The sequence below is a fragment of the Rhizobium sp. BK377 genome (assembly GCF_014193935.1).
Classification (GTDB): Bacteria; Pseudomonadota; Alphaproteobacteria; order Rhizobiales; family Rhizobiaceae; genus Rhizobium.
In genome coordinates, this window is record NZ_JACIAC010000006.1 from 123,559 (window position 1) to 138,007 (window position 14,449).

General features: G+C 59.9%; 16 protein-coding genes. 7 read left to right on the forward strand and 9 right to left on the reverse strand.

From position 1 onward, the window contains the following. The first annotated feature begins 45 nt into the window (after positions 1-45). Complete coding sequence (locus FHT92_RS22385) at positions 46-765, forward strand: tellurite resistance TerB family protein (RefSeq protein WP_183829439.1); 720 nt, start codon at positions 46-48, stop codon at positions 763-765. A gap of 103 nt (positions 766-868) precedes the next feature. Continuing rightward, positions 869-1,075 carry a hypothetical protein gene (locus tag FHT92_RS22390; protein ID WP_183748566.1) on the forward strand — a complete coding sequence of 69 codons (207 nt, stop codon included), beginning with the start codon at positions 869-871 and terminating at the stop codon, positions 1,073-1,075. Positions 1,076-1,077: 2 nt separating this feature from the next. Here the strand turns inward: FHT92_RS22390 and FHT92_RS22395 are convergent, their stop codons facing one another. The 3 genes from FHT92_RS22395 to FHT92_RS22405 form a co-directional block, all read right to left on the reverse strand. Next, the gene (locus FHT92_RS22395) at positions 1,078-2,148 is read right to left on the reverse strand and encodes a nickel/cobalt transporter (protein WP_183829442.1); all 1,071 of its coding nucleotides are present in this window, start codon (positions 2,146-2,148) and stop codon (positions 1,078-1,080) included. Next, positions 2,142-2,783 (reverse strand): DUF1007 family protein, encoded by a 642-nt coding sequence (locus FHT92_RS22400; protein WP_183829445.1) that lies wholly within the window; start codon positions 2,781-2,783, stop codon positions 2,142-2,144. Before FHT92_RS22400 ends, FHT92_RS22395 begins: the two co-directional genes overlap by 7 nt. 96 nt (positions 2,784-2,879) lie before the next feature. Beyond that, a complete protein-coding gene (locus FHT92_RS22405; RefSeq protein ID WP_183829447.1) occupies positions 2,880-3,773 on the reverse strand; it encodes a LysR family transcriptional regulator in 894 nt (297 codons plus the stop codon). 530 nt (positions 3,774-4,303) lie between these two features. On the opposite strand from FHT92_RS22405, the gene odc2 reads away from it, so the two are divergent. Both odc2 and FHT92_RS22415 read left to right on the forward strand, forming a co-directional pair. Next, entirely contained in the window at positions 4,304-5,437 is a 1,134-nt protein-coding gene (gene odc2 / locus FHT92_RS22410; protein WP_113296001.1) for an ornithine/lysine decarboxylase, read from the forward strand. Positions 5,438-5,533: 96 nt separating this feature from the next. After that, positions 5,534-6,124 carry a GNAT family N-acetyltransferase gene (locus FHT92_RS22415; RefSeq protein ID WP_183829449.1) on the forward strand — a complete coding sequence of 197 codons (591 nt, stop codon included), beginning with the start codon at positions 5,534-5,536 and terminating at the stop codon, positions 6,122-6,124. Positions 6,125-6,164: 40 nt separating this feature from the next. Here FHT92_RS22415 and FHT92_RS22420 read toward each other — a convergent pair whose 3' ends face one another. The 6 genes from FHT92_RS22420 to FHT92_RS22445 all read right to left on the reverse strand — a co-directional run bounded on the left by FHT92_RS22420 (position 6,165) and on the right by FHT92_RS22445 (position 11,598). Beyond that, positions 6,165-7,151 (reverse strand): NAD(P)-dependent oxidoreductase, encoded by a 987-nt coding sequence (locus FHT92_RS22420; RefSeq protein WP_183829452.1) that lies wholly within the window; start codon positions 7,149-7,151, stop codon positions 6,165-6,167. Positions 7,152-7,249: 98 nt separating this feature from the next. Continuing rightward, positions 7,250-8,059 (reverse strand): serine O-acetyltransferase, encoded by an 810-nt coding sequence (gene cysE, locus FHT92_RS22425; protein WP_183829455.1) that lies wholly within the window; start codon positions 8,057-8,059, stop codon positions 7,250-7,252. Positions 8,060-8,100: 41 nt separating this feature from the next. Then, a complete protein-coding gene (locus FHT92_RS22430) occupies positions 8,101-8,532 on the reverse strand; it encodes a GNAT family N-acetyltransferase (RefSeq protein ID WP_183829883.1) in 432 nt (143 codons plus the stop codon). A 55-nt stretch (positions 8,533-8,587) separates the two neighbouring features. After that, positions 8,588-9,580 (reverse strand): WD40 repeat domain-containing protein, encoded by a 993-nt coding sequence (locus tag FHT92_RS22435; protein ID WP_183829459.1) that lies wholly within the window; start codon positions 9,578-9,580, stop codon positions 8,588-8,590. Beyond that, on the reverse strand, positions 9,580-10,662 hold the full coding sequence (locus FHT92_RS22440) for a GTP-binding protein (RefSeq protein WP_183829462.1): 1,083 nt from the start codon (positions 10,660-10,662) through the stop codon (positions 9,580-9,582). Before FHT92_RS22440 ends, FHT92_RS22435 begins: the two co-directional genes overlap by 1 nt. A gap of 147 nt (positions 10,663-10,809) precedes the next feature. Further along, entirely contained in the window at positions 10,810-11,598 is a 789-nt protein-coding gene (locus FHT92_RS22445; RefSeq protein WP_183829465.1) for a creatininase family protein, read from the reverse strand. Between the two features lie 83 nt (positions 11,599-11,681). On the opposite strand from FHT92_RS22445, the gene FHT92_RS22450 reads away from it, so the two are divergent. The 3 genes from FHT92_RS22450 to FHT92_RS22460 all read left to right on the forward strand — a co-directional run bounded on the left by FHT92_RS22450 (position 11,682) and on the right by FHT92_RS22460 (position 14,309). Further along, positions 11,682-12,191: a MarR family winged helix-turn-helix transcriptional regulator gene (locus tag FHT92_RS22450; RefSeq protein WP_183748584.1), complete on the forward strand. Its 510-nt coding sequence runs from the start codon at positions 11,682-11,684 to the stop codon at positions 12,189-12,191. A 114-nt stretch (positions 12,192-12,305) separates the two neighbouring features. Beyond that, entirely contained in the window at positions 12,306-13,328 is a 1,023-nt protein-coding gene (locus FHT92_RS22455; RefSeq protein WP_183748585.1) for a LacI family DNA-binding transcriptional regulator, read from the forward strand. A gap of 24 nt (positions 13,329-13,352) precedes the next feature. Then, entirely contained in the window at positions 13,353-14,309 is a 957-nt protein-coding gene (locus FHT92_RS22460; protein ID WP_183748587.1) for a 2-hydroxyacid dehydrogenase, read from the forward strand. Positions 14,310-14,449 lie beyond the last annotated feature (140 nt).

Consider the following 14,449-nt stretch of genomic DNA (forward strand, 5'->3'; position numbering starts at 1 on the left):
AACCCTATGTTCCCCTTCAGCCTTAAACAGGGAGAAGACGAGGACATGTTCGACGCGAAGAAACTACTCGATCAGTTTCTGGGCTCGCAGGTGCCGGGCGTGGGCGGCAGCGTGCGCGACCGGGCAGGCGATGCGATTCAAGTGGCCAAGGACAATCCCCTGAAGACCGGCGCGCTTGCCGCCGTGCTTCTCGGTACCAAGACCGGCCGCAGCATCGCAGGTAATGCCATTACCATCGGCGGTCTCGCGGCCATTGCGGGCCTCGGTTACCAAGCCTGGAAGAACTATCAGGCTGGGCAAGCACCCGCAGCGCCCTCCGATGCGCCAACGGCGAACAATCCCGTCCTCCTGCCGCCGCCTGCCGAATCCGGCTTTGGGTCGGCTTCACCTGCGACCAGCAATGAATTCGTGCTTGTGCTTATCCGAGCCATAATCGCTGCCGCCAAGGCTGACGGTCATATCGACGACGCGGAACGCGCCCTCATCATGGACAAGGTCAAGGCCGCTGACGTCAGTGGCGAGGCGGCGAGCTTCATCGAACGTGAGCTTTCGGAGCCGACCGATATCGATGCGCTTGTCGCGGCGGCGGTGACGGAGGAGCAGAAAGTCGAACTCTACACCGCCTCGCGCCTGACGATAGAGCCGGATTCACGGGCCGAACGCGGCTATCTCGATCTGCTTGCGGGCCGGCTCGGCCTGCCCGATCAGCTGGTCGATCACATCGAAGCGACGGTTTCCTCTGCCAAGGTCACTCGCTCGCAGTGATCTTGAGAACTCGCAGCAATCTGCGGGTCCAGTGGCATCAGGGCCGGTTGCCTTTGCGGGGCGGCTGGCCTATCCACTCCCGGAAAAGAGGAGTGAGCTATTCATGAGCCCGGAAAGCCGTTCGCAGGCGATCGCCGCCGCTATCATTCTGCTTTGCGCCGGGCTGGTGATCTACTTCCTGCCGACCATCGTGCTGTGGATCGGCAGCTTTTCGCCGGCATTGGCGGTCATCGTCGGCGTCTGCCTGCTGATGTGTTTCTTCGGCATATTCTGGCTACGGGCGCGCTACCAGCGCAGCAGAAAGCCGTGAGGCTATCCCTGCAGGGAGGCTCCGAGCAGCAACACGCCCATCAGGATCACGAGAATTGCTCCCAGGATCTCGATCGCATTGCCGATCCAGACGGAGGCTGACGAGCCGCGGCCGGAGAGACGAACTGCCGTGCTCTTGGCGGTGACGGCAAGTGTAGCGAGGATTGCCACGGTGATCGCGGTGCCGAGCGACATGGCGACGACCGAGAGCATGCCGCCGAGATAAAGCCCGTTCAGCAGCGAGAAGGTCATGACCAGCAGTGCGCCGGAGCAGGGCCGTAAGCCCACGGCGATTACCGCCGACCACGCCTCGCGGACGCTGAACTTGTCGCCGCTGACCAGCGCGGGATCTGGCAAGTGTGAATTGCCGCAGGTCTCGCAGACCATGCCTGGTATATAGGTATGGTCACGCTCGACGGCCTGCGCCTTGCCGTTGAAGCTGAAATTAGGGTTTTGGCGGTGTGCGGCATTATCCTTCCAGTCCAGCATCATGCTGACGGGTCCGGCGGGCGTTGCCATGAGCTGACGGCGTGGCAGCCTGCCGGCCATCGAGCGCAGCTTGCGGAAGAGTAGCCAGCCACCGAAGAGGATGACCATCACGAAGCTTGTGATTTCCATCGCCTGTGTTGCCATGGTCAGGGTGATACCGGTGCCACGCAGCACTAGCCACGCGCCGCCGACAAGTACGACAGCCATGACGCCCTGGACGAAGGCTGAGATGAAGGAGATCACGACGCCACGCCGAAGCTCGACCTCGTTGGCGATCATGTAGGATGAGATGACCGCCTTGCCGTGGCCGGGGCCAGCGGCATGAAAGATGCCATAGGCGAAGGAGAGGCCGATGAGCGAGGACAGCCGCCAAGGGTCTTCGCGCATGGCTTTCAGCGCGCCGGTCAGCGCACGATAAAAGGCCTGCTGCTCGTAGTTCACGTAGAGAAACAGAGACGCGAGCGGCCCACCCGTCGGCTGGAAGCTCGGTTCCGCCGTGCCGATACCGAGCGGCGATTGCGCATGGACAGTCACGACCATGACAGCGAACGCGAGCAGGGCGAGCGGCAGGCGTTTTGTCAGCATGTGACCTCCAGCCGTGTGGCAAAGAGTTTCGACATATTGGTACCAGTCGGATCGTTGAAGAAAGCATCGGTCAGCGACTGCTTGTTTTCAGAAATCACCTGGTCCGCATCCGGGCGCACGACGGCGCGCTTGCAAGCCTTGAAACCGTCGCCGACTGTCGCGAGTTCGTTGTCGGTCGGAAAGTCGATCGAGGTGTAGAGCGTCGGATCATAGACGCCGAAGGACAGCTTTCCTTTCAGCGGCATCTTTTCGACCGGCTTGACCGCAAAAAACATCAGAAGCTGACCTTCCTTGTAGTCGACATGGATGATGTCGGGCTTCTGAACGGTGATGTTCTTCCCGTTGATCGTCAGGTTCATATAATAATCGTAGTCAGCGAGCGAATCCCGGACCGTCTTGCCGACCTCGGCGAGTTCGTTCGGCTCCAGTTTCAGATCGGTGTTCTTGTCGAAATCCATGACGACCGAAGAGGAGAAGACCTCGTCGAAACGCCAGACATTGCGCAGCTCCTGAATGCTGCCGTCAGGTGCTGCGACGATTTCCAGCCGTGCCTCCACGAAGATATGCGGATGGGCGAAGGCGGTGGCGGGGGCCAGTGAAAGAAGCCCAACCGTCAAAAGTGTCGATCTTTTCATGCTTACCCGTTGCCCTGTTCGGTTGGGTGATTTCTCACCAGAAAATGGGACGGAATTGGGACCGGTCCTGCGACGCTTGGGCGCGCTATCCCTCTATCAGGAATGCTTCTTGAACCAGTTGTGGAGGTAATCCACGAAGATCCTGACCTTTGCCGGCAGATAGCGGCGGTGCGGGTAGACAGCATAGATGCCGCGGTCGGTCGGAATATAGTCGTTGAACAACGTCACCAACCTGCCATCCTCGATCGGTTTGCGAGCGATGAAGTCAGGAATCAGCGCAATGCCGATCCCAGACAGCGCAGCGCGCAGCGTCGCGTGCGGGCTGTTGACTTCCATCGGTCCGGACACGGCGACCGCAAAGGAGGTGTTGTCGGGGTTGTAGAAGCGGATGCTTGTCTGGCTGCGGGAATTGGTATCGACGATGAAGGGCACATTGGAGATATCGGCCGGATGCTCAATATTGGGGTACCGCTCCAGGAATTCCGGTGTGGCGCAGATATGGACGCGGAAATCCGAAATCTTGCGGGCGATCATACCGGAATCTTCGAGCTTGGTCACGCGGACCGCGACGTCGAAGCCTTCCTCGATCAGGTCGACGAACCGGTCGTCGGCGGCGATCTCCAATTGCAGGTTTGGATTTTCCTTGGCGAAGTCGATCAACGACTGGCCGACATCGGCATCGACGAAGGTACGCGGCACGGAGACCTTCAGGCGGCCCTTCAGCTGCGCATTGTTCTCCCGCACGAGATCAGCGAGGTTGTCGATCTCCTTCAGGATGTCGGAAGCAGTGCGATAATAGGTATGACCGGCCTCTGTCATCGAGAATTGCCGGGTGGTGCGATTGAGCAGTAGAGCGCCGAGCTCATCCTCCAGTTCACGCACGTATTTCGAGAGCAGCGCCTTTGAGCGCCCAGTGCGACGTGCCGCGGCGGAAAAGCCTTCTGCTTCAACGACATCGATGAAGGCACGTATGCGGGTCAGGGTGTCCATGGGCGGTCCTCCAAATCTGTTGAAGGAGGTTGAACAAATTGTCCTTCATCGTTCAATTATTTTTTTGGGCGGCGGGACAAAATTTCTCTTGATTGTGAAGGCAAATATTCTTATCTCCCACTCAGCCCAAAGTCGCACGTGCCCATGGGTGTCCGCCGAACCCTCGAATTGGTGAGGAAATCGGTAAGGTACCTGGAATTAACCCCTCCAGTCGCTATTCCGGCCAACCGGAAAATGCGAGGACGCCTGAAGCAACGACGGTGCGGGCCTTTTTGTTCTCTCCCTGCTTTCCATCAGCGGGGGTTACTGAAGAGGCACACCTTCATTGCCGGAAGTGCGGCAGGGATATTCCCTCCAATCCATGGCAGACAAAGCCGAACCTATACCGCATCCGCGGCGTTGGTTCACTATCCGCGCATCAAGCGCTGTCAAGGATCCGGGGTCTCCACCGGCTGGTTCCTGAGCGGTTCTTGCATGCCCTTTGTCCTCCGGTTGACCCCGGAGCTCTGGAATTGGAAGAGGGAATCGATATGACCACCCAGCGCATCCGCGACTTTCTCGCAACCCGACGTCCCGACGGTCCCTGCCTCGTGGTTGACCTCGACGTGATCAGTGACAATTTCCATGCCTTCCGTCACGCCATGCCTGACAGCGCCATCTACTATGCCGTCAAGGCCAACCCGGCCCCGGAAGTCCTAAAGCTGCTCGCAGGTCTCGGCTCCAACTTCGATTGCGCGTCTGTCGCTGAAATCGAAATGGCGCTCGAAGCCGGTGCGACCGCAGCCCGTATTTCCTATGGCAACACGATCAAGAAGGAACGCGACGTTGCCCGTGCGCATGCGCTCGGCGTCAGCCTCTTTGCCGTCGACAGCCACGAGGAAGTCGAGAAAATTTCCCGGGCCGCTCCGGGTGCGCGCGTTTTCTGCCGCGTCCTGACCGATGGTGAAGGCGCTGAATGGCCGCTGTCGCGCAAATTCGGCTGCGTTCCGCAGATGGCTGTCGACGTTCTCGTCTACGCTCATCAGCTCGGCCTGCAGTCCTACGGCGTCTCGTTCCATGTCGGTTCGCAGATGACCAAGGTCGATGCCTGGGACTCGGCTCTTGCCGATGCCAAGCGCGTCTTCGTCCAGCTTGCCAAGCAGGGCATCCACCTGCAGATGGTTAACATGGGCGGCGGCTTCCCAACGAAGTACCTGCGCGATGTTCCGTCGGCAGAAGCTTACGGCAAGTCGATCTACCAGGCGCTGCGTACGCATTTCGGCAACCAGATCCCGCAGACGATCATCGAGCCGGGCCGCGGCATGGTCGGCAATGCAGGTGTCATCAAGGCTGAAGTCGTGCTGATTTCCAAGAAGTCGGACAATGACGATGCCCGCTGGGTCTTCCTCGACATCGGCAAGTTCGGCGGTCTCGCCGAAACCATGGACGAGGCCATCCGCTATCCGATCCGCACCGAGCGCGACGGAGACGAGATGGAGCCCTGCGTGATCGCCGGTCCGACCTGCGATTCAGCCGACGTGCTGTACGAGAAAAACCTCTATCCGCTGCCGATCACGCTGACGATCGGCGACGAGGTCTTGATCGAAGGCACCGGCGCCTACACGACGACCTATTCGGCGGTCGCCTTCAACGGTTTCGACCCGCTGAAGGCCTACGTCATCTAAGGTCTTGTTCCTGCCTGCCCCGTAGCCAGCCGGGGCGGCAATTTCACAATTTCCAGTCATCACCGCTGATAACGGTATTGGGTACGGGAGGCCAAGATGGCCGCTGTTCTTGATTCTGTCCGCGCTTTCTTTGCGCCTGTTACTTTCACCATCGACATGGAGAATCCCTCCGACGTCGTCGCGCGCGAAACCCTGCTCGATCGCGTCATGGGTCCGGATCGCCGCAAGAAGTCTTCGGAAATGATCCGCCGCAACCGTGTACCGGCCGAAGGCCTGGCGCTGGTCGCGCGCGACCGTGACGGTCGTGTTATCGGCACGGTGCGCTTGTGGAACGTCGAAGCCGGTATCAACAAAGAGGGCACGCCGCTTGACGCCCTGCTGCTCGGCCCGCTTGCCGTCGACGGCAGGCATGGTGGAAAAGGCATCGGCTCGGCGCTGATGCGTGCGGCGATCCTCGAAGCAAAGAACCGCGGCCACGGTGCGATCCTGCTCGTCGGCGATGCGGACTATTACGAGCGTTTCGGCTTTTTTGCCGAGAAGGCTCGTCACCTCGTCATGCCCGGCCCGTTCGAACGCTCGCGCTTCCTTGCGCTGGAGCTCGTCGAGGGCTGGCTTGGCGGCGCAGCCGGCATGATCGTCCCCTCGGGACGTATGCTGGCCGGCGTGCCGGTCCGGAAGGCGGCCTGACCGGCAAAGCCCCTCCCATTCTCCGGGAGGGGCTTTTTGTTTAAGGGCTATCTTTGATGGTTGAAGGCGCCTTTGCCTCGACGCGGCCATTCTCGATCAGCCAGCGGACGGCTTCCTGGACGGCTTGCAGGGAGCTGTGCCGCGGCGTGAATCCGAGCAGCCGGCGGGCTTTTTCCATCGAACAGTTGGGGCTGCGGGCGATGTGCTCCCAAGTGGCCTTGGCTTCGTCGGGGTCTTGCTTTTCCGCCCAGGCTTCGTGGGGAAGGAATTCCAGCTTCGCTTCCTTGCCGAACCAGGCGGCCATCGCTTCGGCATAACCCCGCAGCGTGATTGCCTTTTCCGACACCGCATGGAAAGCCTCGCCGATCGCTGCCTCAGGCTTTGCGATGGCCGCCATAAAGAGCTCAGCGATATCGTCGGCATGGACGTGATGCACCGTTTCCATGCCGAAATTCGGCAGGGCAAGCGTTTCGCCGCGCGCGAGCGTGGTGAAGACATCGGAATTGAAATGACCGGCCGGGTTCAGGGGGTTCCAGCCGGGGCCGACGATATGGCCGGGATGGACGAGGGTTACAGGAAAATTCTTCTCCCGCGCCATCCTGAGCAGATAGGTTTCAATCGCCGCTTTGTTCACGCCGTAGTCACCGAAAGGCCTTTTCGGTGCCTCCTCGGGCGTCGGCACGACGGTGGAAAAACCGTGCGTCCAGATCGTGCCAGTATGAAGAAAATGGTCGACACGGCCTTCGAGGGCTGTCACAAGCTGTTCGTTGCTGTCAGGCCTGAAGCAGATCATGTCAATGACGATCTCGCCTTCCAGCGCACGAATCTCATGGCCGAAGCGGCCTTCCGCCTCGAGCGCTACGCGATCCATGCGCCTGATATCGACATGGCTCCATGCATCATTCGCCTTGTAGGGCGTGGCCGCCCCGCGACTGATCGCCACCACCTCATGGCCGGCCTCGACGAGGCGGGGTACGAGATAGGTGCCGACATGTCCTGTTGCTCCGATGACGATCACGCGAGCCATGCGGTCTCCTTCCGATGCGCTTTTGAGCTTGTGCTGCGCATTATGTCGTGCCGCTAAGCGGAACTGCAAGTCAGGCCGTTTGAGCAGTCCGCCTTCCCTCAGATATTCTGATCCATGGTTTCGGCGGGGATTTCGTCATTGCGATGAATGCGCACGACGGCAGCCGGAACACCGGCAACCGTGCAATGGGCCGGGACCGGCTTCAGCACGACACTGCCGGCCGCGATCTTGCTGAAAGCACCGATCTCGATATTGCCGAGGATCTTTGCACCGGCGCCGATCATCACGCCATGGCGGATTTTCGGGTGGCGGTCTCCAGTTTCCTTGCCCGTGCCGCCGAGCGTAACGTTCTGCAGGATGGAGACTTCATCTTCGATGACGGCTGTTTCGCCAATCACGATGCCCGAGCCGTGGTCGAGCATGATTGAGGAACCAATCCTTGCAGCCGGATGGATATCCGGGCCGAAGACCAGCGAGGCGAGGTTGGAAACCCAGCTGGCAATCTCGAGACGACCGTCGGTCCAGAGCGCGTGGGCAATGCGGTGTGTCTGCAGCGCATGGAAACCTTTGAGGTTCAGCAGTGCATGCAGATAGGTGGTGCAGGCAGGATCGCGCTCGCGCACGGCCAGAAGATCGGCTTCAATGGCGGCGCTTATATCGGCATGCTCCAGCAATATGTCATGAAACAGCCGGAAGAGGTCTTCGGGATCGACCTTCGCCACTGCGAGGCGTGCGGAGATTACCCGCGCAATGATCTCAGCATCGCTATCTGCGCCGATGATCTGCATTTCGAGCAAAGTCCGCAGCGTAGGCTCGCGCGCCGCGAGATCCGCCGCTTCGGCACGGATTGCCGACCAGACGGATGCGAAGACGCCCAGCTCCCTGGCGGCATTATTCGAAGCTTTCATTCGCGGATCCCTGTTCTTGCAATCTGTGCGCAGCCAAAATGTCAACGGTGGCGTGCATCGGCACTATACACCGGTTCCGGCAGGCGACGCCAATGATAGAGCACGTCGGGCTCATTTTCCTCGTTGCCGCTGCCATCGGTTTCTTTGACGGGTGAGAAGCCGCGTGATTTGTAGAAGGCGCGAGCGCGGCGATTTTGCTGAAAGGTCCAGACGCGGATGTCGTCCATGTCGTTCATTGCCAAGGAGAGAAGCCTTGTGCCAATCCCCGCGCCCTGGACATCGGGCAGAACATAGAGCTGCTCGATCCAGCCATTCCCGTAGGCAATAACGCCAGCAAGCCTGCCGTCAAGGAAAGCGCCTAGAACCACGCACTCCGCCAGAAGATGTGTTCGCCAGTAGGCTTCGTCTTCCTCGACTGTATGCCTATCGCGAAGATGCGGCAATGCTCGCCATAGCGCGTTACGCCGCACCATCGCCGCTTGATACGCATCCCCGCAATCCAGTGGCGCCACTTCGAGAGCCAAGAAATCAGTCCGCCGCGATATCCACCACACCGCAATCGCCGGCTTCAGAGGCGAAGGCGAGCAGCTTGCCGTTCTTGCTCCAACTCATGCTGGTAATCGCACCCTTGCCGGGACGGCGCAGCAGAGCTTCCTTGCTGTCGGCGAGACGTACGGCGAGGATCATGCCGTCGATGAAGCCGATCGCGAGGATATCCTCGGCCGGATGGAATTTCACAGCGGTTGCCATGATGTTGGCGCGCGTGCCGAGCTCCAGCGGCGCCTTGCCCATCGGGCCGTCCTTGCCCTGGAAAGGCCAGACGATAGCGGCCGGCGCTCCGGAGGAGGCGAGCCACTTGCCCTTGGAAGACCAGGAGAGTGACTTTACCTTGGCAGGATAGCCTGTCATGCGCATATGGCGGGCTTCGGCGCCCGACTTGACGTCGAGCTTCCAGCCGTGCAGCGCATTTTCCTGCATGGACGTGACGAGGAAATTGCCGTCGGGCGAGAAGGTTACGCCGGTATGTGCGCCCTTCCATTCGAGATCGACAGGCTTCGCGCTCATGCCGACCCAGTGCAGCGAGACGCCGTTGTAGCGGGCTGCGGCAATACGCAGACCCTTCGGAGCGAAGGCGAGGCCTTCGACTGTGCGCTCCTCGGGGAATTCCTTGGTCGTGCCGTCGGCCAGACGTACAAGTGTGCTCTTCCCGTAGGCATAGGCCACGGCGCCCTGGGGGCCGGCTGCGACCTGTGAGATCCACTTGCGCGGCGCGGACGCGATCTCGCTGACGCTGCCGTCAGCGCTAATGCGCAACACCTTGCCATCCTCACCGCCTGAAATAAGGCTTTCGCTGTAGGGATCGCGGATCGCCGCCAACATGCCTTGATGGGCCTCGATGACCTTGTCAGTTCCTTCGAGCCGGTGAAAGGTACCACTGGCATTCGCGAAAAAGGGGACATCACCTAAAAAATCGACGGCCAGAACGTGGCCGTCGAGATCAAGCGGTGCAACTGTTGGCATCAGGCGGCAGCCTCGCAGGCCTTGAAGGATTCTTCGAGCTTCGCGCGATCGAGATCGCGGCCAATGAAGACGAGACGGGTCTCGTGCTTTTCACCATCCTTCCAGGGACGCTGATGGTCGCCTTCGATGATCATGTGTACGCCCTGGACGACATAACGCTCGGCGTCGTCCTTGAAAGCGATGATGCCCTTCAGACGAAGGATGTTCGGACCCTGCGTCTGGGTGATCTTCTGGATCCAGGGGAAGAAACGCTCGGGGTTCATCTCGCCGCCACGCAGCGAAACGGACTGCACCGTCACGTCGTGGATGGCCGACATCTGGCCATGGTGATGATGGTCGTGGTCATGATCATGATGATGATGATGGTCATGATCATGGTGATCGCAATCCGGGCCGCAGACATGATCGTCATGGCCGTGCTCGAGGAAGTGCGGATCGTTTTCCAGTGCGCGCTCGAGGTTGAAGGCGCCTTGGTCCAGGACGCGGGCGAGATCGACTCCGGAGCGGCTCGTCTTGTAGACACGGGCGGCCGGGTTGATGGCACGCACGATATCCTCGATCTGAGCCAGTTCTTCCGGCGTGACGAGATCGGTCTTGTTGATGATGACGACGTCGGCGAAGGCGATCTGGTCTTCGGCTTCACGGCTGTCCTTCAGGCGCAGCGGCAGATGCTTGGCATCGACGAGGGCAACGACGGCGTCGAGCTCGGTTTTGGCGCGGACATCGTCATCCATGAAGAAGGTCTGGGCAACCGGAACCGGATCGGCAAGGCCGGTGGTTTCGACGATGATGCCGTCGAAGCGGCCGGGGCGACGCATCAGGCCCTCGACGACACGGATCAAATCGCCGCGGACCGTGCAGCACACACAGCCATTGTTCATTTCGTAGATTTCTTCGTCGGATTCGACGATCAGGTCGTTGTCGATGCCGATTTCGCCGAACTCGTTGACAATGACTGCATATTTCTTGCCATGGTTTTCAGAAAGAATGCGGTTAAGCAGCGTCGTCTTGCCCGCGCCGAGATAACCGGTGAGCACGGTTACGGGGATGGGCTTCTGCTGTGTCTGGATCGCGTCGGTCATGAGAACCTCTAGGAATAGGGCCTTGACCCCGAGGGCAACGTCCGGGGCCGGAATTGGTCGGTTTCATATAGGCGCTTGGAAGCGGCAGTTCAAAGGGTTTTGTATGTTATAAGATCACATTGCTCTGTCTGCAAAGCCGCGTGTTTATCACAGCGTTTCTGCGTCGAAGGCATCGATATCCTGCAGCAGCTCCACCAATCCGTTCACAGCATGAGCAATCAGCGCCTCGCCCTTTGCTGCAGTCGCCTTCGCGGCATTGCCGGCCGCGCCCTGTGGATTGAGATCCGACATCTTCCAGCCGAAGGCATGCGGGCCATAGGCGCGCAGGTGCTTGAAGCGCTGGACGAATTCTGTCTGCCGGGAAGGGAAGTCGGTTGCCTTCGCCATATCCACCTTCTCCGGATAGAGGGCGAGCATGACCGACGTTTCGATATCGCCGCCGTGAATGTCGATCGCCTTTTCATCAGGTGAGATCACACCATCAGGCACGCCGAAGCGGGTCCAGCTGGTGGCAACAGCCAGCATGTTGAAGCGCACGCGCGCTTCCGTTGCGACGATGGTCATCAGTGGCGAGTTGCCGCCATGGGCATTCAGCATCACGAGTTTGCGGATACCGAGCTTCGAGAGGTTTTCAGCGGTATCGAGCCAGCGCTTTACGGCTGCATCAAAGGAGAGCGTCTTCGTTCCTTCAACATCCATATGCTCTAAGGAGTAGCCGACCGATTCGACAGGGAGTACGGTGACAGGCAAACCGGCCGGCAGGGCGGTTTTGAGCCTGTTGACGATGCCCTGCGCGATCAATGCGTCGGTTTCAAAGGGTAGATGCGGACCGTGCTGCTCATGGGCGCCGAGTGGCAGGACCGCTATCCAATGGCGGCGTGTCTCCGGCGCAAGTGCGGGATCATTGTCCTCGAAACGGAACGACGGAACCAACATCGGCCTTGCCTCTTGTTTATGACGAAATGATGGGCAATGTCATAACGCAGCCTGGGCAGTGCTTAAAGATCAAAGGGATGGCAATGGGCAAGAAGCATAAGGACGGCAAGAAGCGCAAGAAAAAGAAGGACCAGACCGAGTATACGCTTGTCGATCTTTCGCCGGCTCTGACGCAGGCTGCCCGCTCCATGCGTACGGTCCTGTCACGCAATTTGCTGGAAAGCGGGCTCTATGCAGGCCAAGACGGAGTCATTCTTTCTCTTGCCGAAAGCGATGGCATGACGGCTGGTGGGCTCGCCCAGAAGCTCGGTGTCAAGGCGCCTACCATGACCCGGACCATCGGCCGCATGGAGGCGCAGGGATTCCTGGAGCGCAAGCCTGATGCCGAGGATGCCCGCCTCACCAAAGTTTATCTCACCGAACTCGGGCGCGGCAGCGTGAAGGCGATCGAGCTTGCCGCCTCCTCCTGCGATAAGCTCGCAACGCTCGATTTTTCCGAAAAAGAGATCCGTAATCTCGTACGCCTGCTCAAGGCGGTCGATGCCAATCTGCAGGCCGAAGCCATGCATGCGGATGAAGATGAGGAAGATTGAAAATTTCCTCAAAGGCGAATTGCCTGCGCCGCTTAAATCTTTTAATTAAACTTTTTAAGGCTGTTGCGTTGCGGCAGCCTCGACCAGCTTCACGCGTTGCCTGGAGGAGGAGACGTGGCTCAGAAGATCAAGCTTTCGACGATCGCCGAAACGCTCGGCATATCAACGGCGACTGTTTCTCTCGCCTTACGCGACAGCCCCCTTGTTGCAGGCAATACCCGCGAAAAGATCAAGGAACAGGCCCGCACGCTTGGCTACATTTACAATCGCCGCGCTGCCAGCCTGCGCACCTCGCGCTCCGGCATTATTGGCGTGGTCGTGCATGACATCATGAACCCGTTCTACGGGGAAATCCTGAAGGCGATCGAAAGCGAACTCGATCGCAGCCGCCATACTTTCATTCTTTCCAACCATTACGATTCCGTCGAAAAGCAGCGCACCTTCATTGAAACCCTGCTGCAGCTCGGCGGGGACGGGGTGATCATGTCGCCGGCCATCGGCACGCCGCCGGAAGATATTCAACTTGCCGAAGAAAACGGCATGCCGGCAATCCTTGTCGCCCGCTCGATGGACAGCCAGGATGTGCCGACCTATCGCGGCGACGACAGCTACGGCATTTCGCTCGCCACCAACCACCTGATCGGCCTCGGCCACCGGACGATCGCGATGATCGGTGGTACGGACCAGACGTCGACCGGGCGCGACCGTTATCAGGGCTACGTCAACGCACTGCGCAAGGCCGGCATCGAGGTCGATCCGAATCTGCGCATTCCTGGTCCTCGCTCCAAGCAAGGCGGGTTCGAAGCTGCCGTGCATTTCCTGTCCCTGCCGCAGAAGCCGACGGCGGCCGTCTGCTGGAACGACCTGGTCGCTATCGGTCTCATGAACGGCATAGCGCGTGCCGGCCTCGTGCCCGGCGGCGATATTTCGGTCACCGGCTATGACGATCTGGAAGAGGCTTCGATCGCCACGCCGGCGCTGACGACCGTCTGGAACGGGCAGACGGAGGTTGGACGTCTTGCGGCCCGCGCCCTACTTGATCGGTTAGCCGGCAGCCATGAGCCTGATGGCATCCATCTCATCAAGCCGGAAATGCGGATCCGCCAGTCCACCAGTCCCTATCGGCCGCGTATCTGACCGCCGAAGCCAAGAGGAAAAGCCATGCCCCGTATTGCCGTTCTCGTTCCCGGGAAGATCCATGATCGTGTTCTCGCCCGACTGAAGGAGCGCTTCGAGGTCATCGGCGTCGAGCGCGCAGAGACGCTGGCGCTTGATGCCGAGGTGGTGAAACGCATTCGCGGCGTAGCCATCAGCGGCGCTTTCCCGGCGGCATGGTTCGAGCAATTGCCTGCGCTAGAGATCGTTGCCAGTTTCGGCGTCGGTTACGACGGCATCGATGCCAAGCTTGCAGGTTCGAAGGGCATCGTCGTCACCAACACGCCCGACGTGCTGAACGACGAGGTGGCCGACACAGCCATTGCTCTTCTGCTCAACGCCATTCGCGAGCTGCCGAAGGCCGAGGCCTGGCTTCGGGACGGCAATTGGAAGTCGGGTTCTGCCTATCCATTGACGCGCTTTTCCCTGAAAGGCCGCCATGTTGGCCTCTATGGCCTTGGCCGCATCGGTCTTGAGATCGCCAAGCGACTGGAACCCTTCAAGGTGAAGATCAGCTATCACACCCGCTCGCGCCATGCCGATGCGCCCTATGATTATCACCCGACGCTGAAGGGGCTTGCCGAGGCCGTCGATACGCTAATTGCGATCGTGCCGAAGACGCCGCAGACGCATAAAACGATCAATGCGGAGGTTCTTTCTGTGCTCGGCCCTGATGGCGTCGTCGTCAACGTCGGCCGCGGCTGGACGATGGATGAGGATGCGCTGATTGCTGCGCTGAATGCAGGCACCATCGGTGGCGCCGGCCTCGATGTCTTCTATGACGAGCCGAACGTGCCGCCCGGTCTGCTTTCCGCACCGAATACGGTCCTGGTGCCGCATGTCGGCTCGGCATCCATCCCGACGCGCAATGCCATGGCGGATCTGGTGGTGGAGAACCTCATCTCCTGGTTCGAGCAGGGCAAGCCGGTGACACCGGTTGCCGAAACACCGGTCAAACAATAGGTCTCTACGCACTCCTTTCGTGAAGGCGGAGGAGTGTTTTCGTTTATTCCTATTTTGCCCTTGGTCTTTTTCCAGTTTCCCACTTGGTCAGCGGGGAAGGATTGGCTATGGTTAGCCCCGGCCGCGTCATTCCCAGCGAC

Coding starts and splice junctions, on each gene's coding strand:
- FHT92_RS22400 (WP_183829445.1), bottom strand. CDS start 2,783: ATGAAAAGATCGACACTTTTGACGGTTGGGCTTCTTTCACTGGCCCCC.
- FHT92_RS22395 (WP_183829442.1), bottom strand. CDS start 2,148: ATGCTGACAAAACGCCTGCCGCTCGCCCTGCTCGCGTTCGCTGTCATG.
- cysE (WP_183829455.1), bottom strand. CDS start 8,059: ATGAAAGCTTCGAATAATGCCGCCAGGGAGCTGGGCGTCTTCGCATCC.
- FHT92_RS22435 (WP_183829459.1), bottom strand. CDS start 9,580: ATGCCAACAGTTGCACCGCTTGATCTCGACGGCCACGTTCTGGCCGTC.
- FHT92_RS22440 (WP_183829462.1), bottom strand. CDS start 10,662: ATGACCGACGCGATCCAGACACAGCAGAAGCCCATCCCCGTAACCGTG.
- odc2 (WP_113296001.1), top strand. CDS start 4,304: ATGACCACCCAGCGCATCCGCGACTTTCTCGCAACCCGACGTCCCGAC.
- FHT92_RS22390 (WP_183748566.1), top strand. CDS start 869: ATGAGCCCGGAAAGCCGTTCGCAGGCGATCGCCGCCGCTATCATTCTG.
- FHT92_RS22460 (WP_183748587.1), top strand. CDS start 13,353: ATGCCCCGTATTGCCGTTCTCGTTCCCGGGAAGATCCATGATCGTGTT.
- FHT92_RS22415 (WP_183829449.1), top strand. CDS start 5,534: ATGGCCGCTGTTCTTGATTCTGTCCGCGCTTTCTTTGCGCCTGTTACT.
- FHT92_RS22450 (WP_183748584.1), top strand. CDS start 11,682: ATGGGCAAGAAGCATAAGGACGGCAAGAAGCGCAAGAAAAAGAAGGAC.
- FHT92_RS22405 (WP_183829447.1), bottom strand. CDS start 3,773: ATGGACACCCTGACCCGCATACGTGCCTTCATCGATGTCGTTGAAGCA.
- FHT92_RS22430 (WP_183829883.1), bottom strand. CDS start 8,532: ATGGTGCGGCGTAACGCGCTATGGCGAGCATTGCCGCATCTTCGCGAT.
- FHT92_RS22445 (WP_183829465.1), bottom strand. CDS start 11,598: ATGTTGGTTCCGTCGTTCCGTTTCGAGGACAATGATCCCGCACTTGCG.
- FHT92_RS22385 (WP_183829439.1), top strand. CDS start 46: ATGTTCGACGCGAAGAAACTACTCGATCAGTTTCTGGGCTCGCAGGTG.
- FHT92_RS22420 (WP_183829452.1), bottom strand. CDS start 7,151: ATGGCTCGCGTGATCGTCATCGGAGCAACAGGACATGTCGGCACCTAT.